This window comes from Caulobacter sp. D5 (assembly GCF_003185805.1).
Taxonomy (GTDB): Bacteria; Pseudomonadota; Alphaproteobacteria; order Caulobacterales; family Caulobacteraceae; genus Caulobacter.
In genome coordinates this window covers 1-2025 of the sequence record NZ_QHJY01000210.1, presented here as the reverse complement: position 1 = coordinate 2025, position 2025 = coordinate 1, and the positions used below count along the sequence as shown (strand labels likewise).

The 2025-nt window shown below is 72.0% G+C and carries 4 protein-coding genes; 3 read left to right on the top strand and 1 reads right to left on the bottom strand.

Annotated features, from left to right (window positions below; genetic code table 11):
- From DMC18_RS14620 to DMC18_RS14610, 3 genes are all read left to right on the top strand, one after another.
- Window positions 1-243: aminotransferase class I/II-fold pyridoxal phosphate-dependent enzyme (locus tag DMC18_RS14620; RefSeq protein ID WP_370444619.1), on the top strand; the 243-nt coding region annotated here is incomplete at its 5' end.
- Entirely contained in the window at window positions 240-902 is a 663-nt protein-coding gene (gene bioD / locus DMC18_RS14615; protein WP_110121799.1) for a dethiobiotin synthase, read from the top strand. The genes DMC18_RS14620 and bioD, both read left to right, overlap by 4 nt.
- 6 nt (window positions 903-908) lie before the next feature.
- A complete protein-coding gene (locus tag DMC18_RS14610; protein ID WP_110121798.1) occupies window positions 909-1802 on the top strand; it encodes a Gfo/Idh/MocA family protein in 894 nt (297 codons plus the stop codon).
- A gap of 21 nt (window positions 1803-1823) precedes the next feature.
- Here the strand turns inward: DMC18_RS14610 and DMC18_RS14605 are convergent.
- The coding region (locus tag DMC18_RS14605) for a toxin-activating lysine-acyltransferase (protein WP_146218082.1) at window positions 1824-2025 on the bottom strand (202 nt) is incomplete at its 5' end.

The window sequence follows — 2025 nt, the reverse complement described above, 5'->3', positions numbered from 1 at the left end:
CAGGCCGCCGGCCTGCCCCGCGCCGAGAGCCCGATCGTGCCGGTGGTGATCGGCGAGGCCGACGCCGCCCTGGCCGCCTCCGCCGCCCTGGAGGCCGAGGGCTTCCTGGTCGTGGCCATCCGCCCGCCCACCGTGCCCGCCGGCACGGCCCGCCTGCGCCTGGCCTTCAGCGCCGACCATCCAGACGACGAGGTCCTGCGCCTGGCCGCCCTGGTCCGCCCCTACGCGGACGCGAAGGCATGACCGCCCTGTTCGTCGCCGGAACCGGCACCGATATCGGCAAGACCCACGTCGCCTGCGCCCTGATCCGGGCGCTGAAGGCCCGAGGCGTCGCGGTGGACGCCTTCAAGCCGGTCGTCAGCGGCTTCGATCCCGAGGATCCCTCCGCCAGCGATCCCGCGCGCCTCGCCCAGGCCCTGGGCGACCCGGCCGCCGTGCCCCGTATCTCGCCGCGCCGCTATCGCGCCCCGCTGGCCCCGAACCTCGCCGCGCGGCTGGAGGGCGACACGCTCGCCCTCGAAGACCTCGCCGCCGACTGCCGCGCGGCCCTCGCCGGCGAGCACGACCTGATGCTGGTCGAAGGCGCAGGCGGCGTCATGTCGCCCCTGACCGACGAGGCGACCAATCTCGACCTGATCGCCGCGCTGGACCTGCCGGTGCTGCTGATCGCCGGCTCGTATCTGGGCACGATCAGCCACGTGCTGACCGCCCTCATCGCCCTGCGAGCCCAGGGCGCGACCATCGCCGCCATCGTCATGAGCGAAAGCCTCGACGCCCCCGACCTCGTCCAGACCGCCGACGCCCTGCGGGCCTTCGAGCGCGAGACGCCGATCTTCCTTGCGCCGCGCGACGAACATTGGGACGCAAAGGACTTGGCGGAACACCTGTCCAAGGGGCTCTAGAAGCGCATGCGCGTGGCGATGATCGGCCTGGGCGACATCGCCCGCAAAGCCTACCTGCCGGTGCTGGGCGCACGCCCCGACGTGCAACTGGCCTTCGTCACCCGAAACACGGCCACGCTCGACGACCTGGGCGCGGCCTGGCGCGTCGACCGACTGCACACCGATCTCGACGAGGCGTTGGCCCAAGGGCTCGACGCCGCCTTCGTCCATGCGGCCACCGAGGCCCATCCGGAGATCGTCCGCCGCCTGATCGAGGCCGGCGTGCCGACCCTGGTCGACAAACCGATCGCCGACACCCTGGCGGAAACCGAAGCCCTGGTGGACCTGGCGGAGACGCGCGGCGTATCGCTGGCCGTCGGCTTCAACCGCCGCTTCGCGCCCTCATACCTGGCCGCCGCCGGCCTGAAGGCGCCGCTGGTGCTGATGCAGAAGAACCGCCGCGCCTATCCCGACGGCCTGCGCCGGGCGGTGTTCGACGACTTCATCCACGCCATCGACACCATCCGTTTCCTGGCCCCGACGGCGAACGAGGCGCGGATCTCGGGCCACGCGATCGACGGCAAGATGCGGCACGCCAGCCTTCATCTCACAGGACCGGGCGTCGACGCCTTCGCGATCATGAACCGCGACAGCGGCGCCGACGAGGAGGTGCTGGAAGTCTCGGGCCACGGCGCCAAGCTGCGGGTCGCCGAACTGTCCGACGTCATCGACTACGCCGGCGGCGAGCGTCTGACCCGGCGCGGCAACTGGACTTCGGTCGGCCGCCAGCGCGGCTTCGAGGGCCTGGTCGAGGCCTTCCTGTCGGCCGTGCGCGAAGGCCGCCGGCTGTCGGCCCTCGACGCCCTGGAGACCCATCGCCTGTGCGAAAAGGTCGTCACGGCCCTGACGCCGGCCGTCTAGGCCGGCGTCGAAGCCCTCGCCTCAGGCTTGGGCTCGCGGGGGATAGGAGACGACCACGCGCTGGCCGTCGGGGTCGACGGTGTGGAACTTGAAGCTCTTGCCGGGGAAGACGTTGGCGGCGAGGTCGGCGAGGATCTCGTCCTGGCCGCCGAACGGAGCGACGAGCTCGATCAGCCAGGGACGATCGCCGGCCTGCCATTCGTCGGCCCGCAGCTTCTTGGCG

Coding starts and splice junctions, on each gene's coding strand:
- DMC18_RS14610 (WP_110121798.1), top strand. CDS start 909: ATGCGCGTGGCGATGATCGGCCTGGGCGACATCGCCCGCAAAGCCTAC.
- bioD (WP_110121799.1), top strand. CDS start 240: ATGACCGCCCTGTTCGTCGCCGGAACCGGCACCGATATCGGCAAGACC.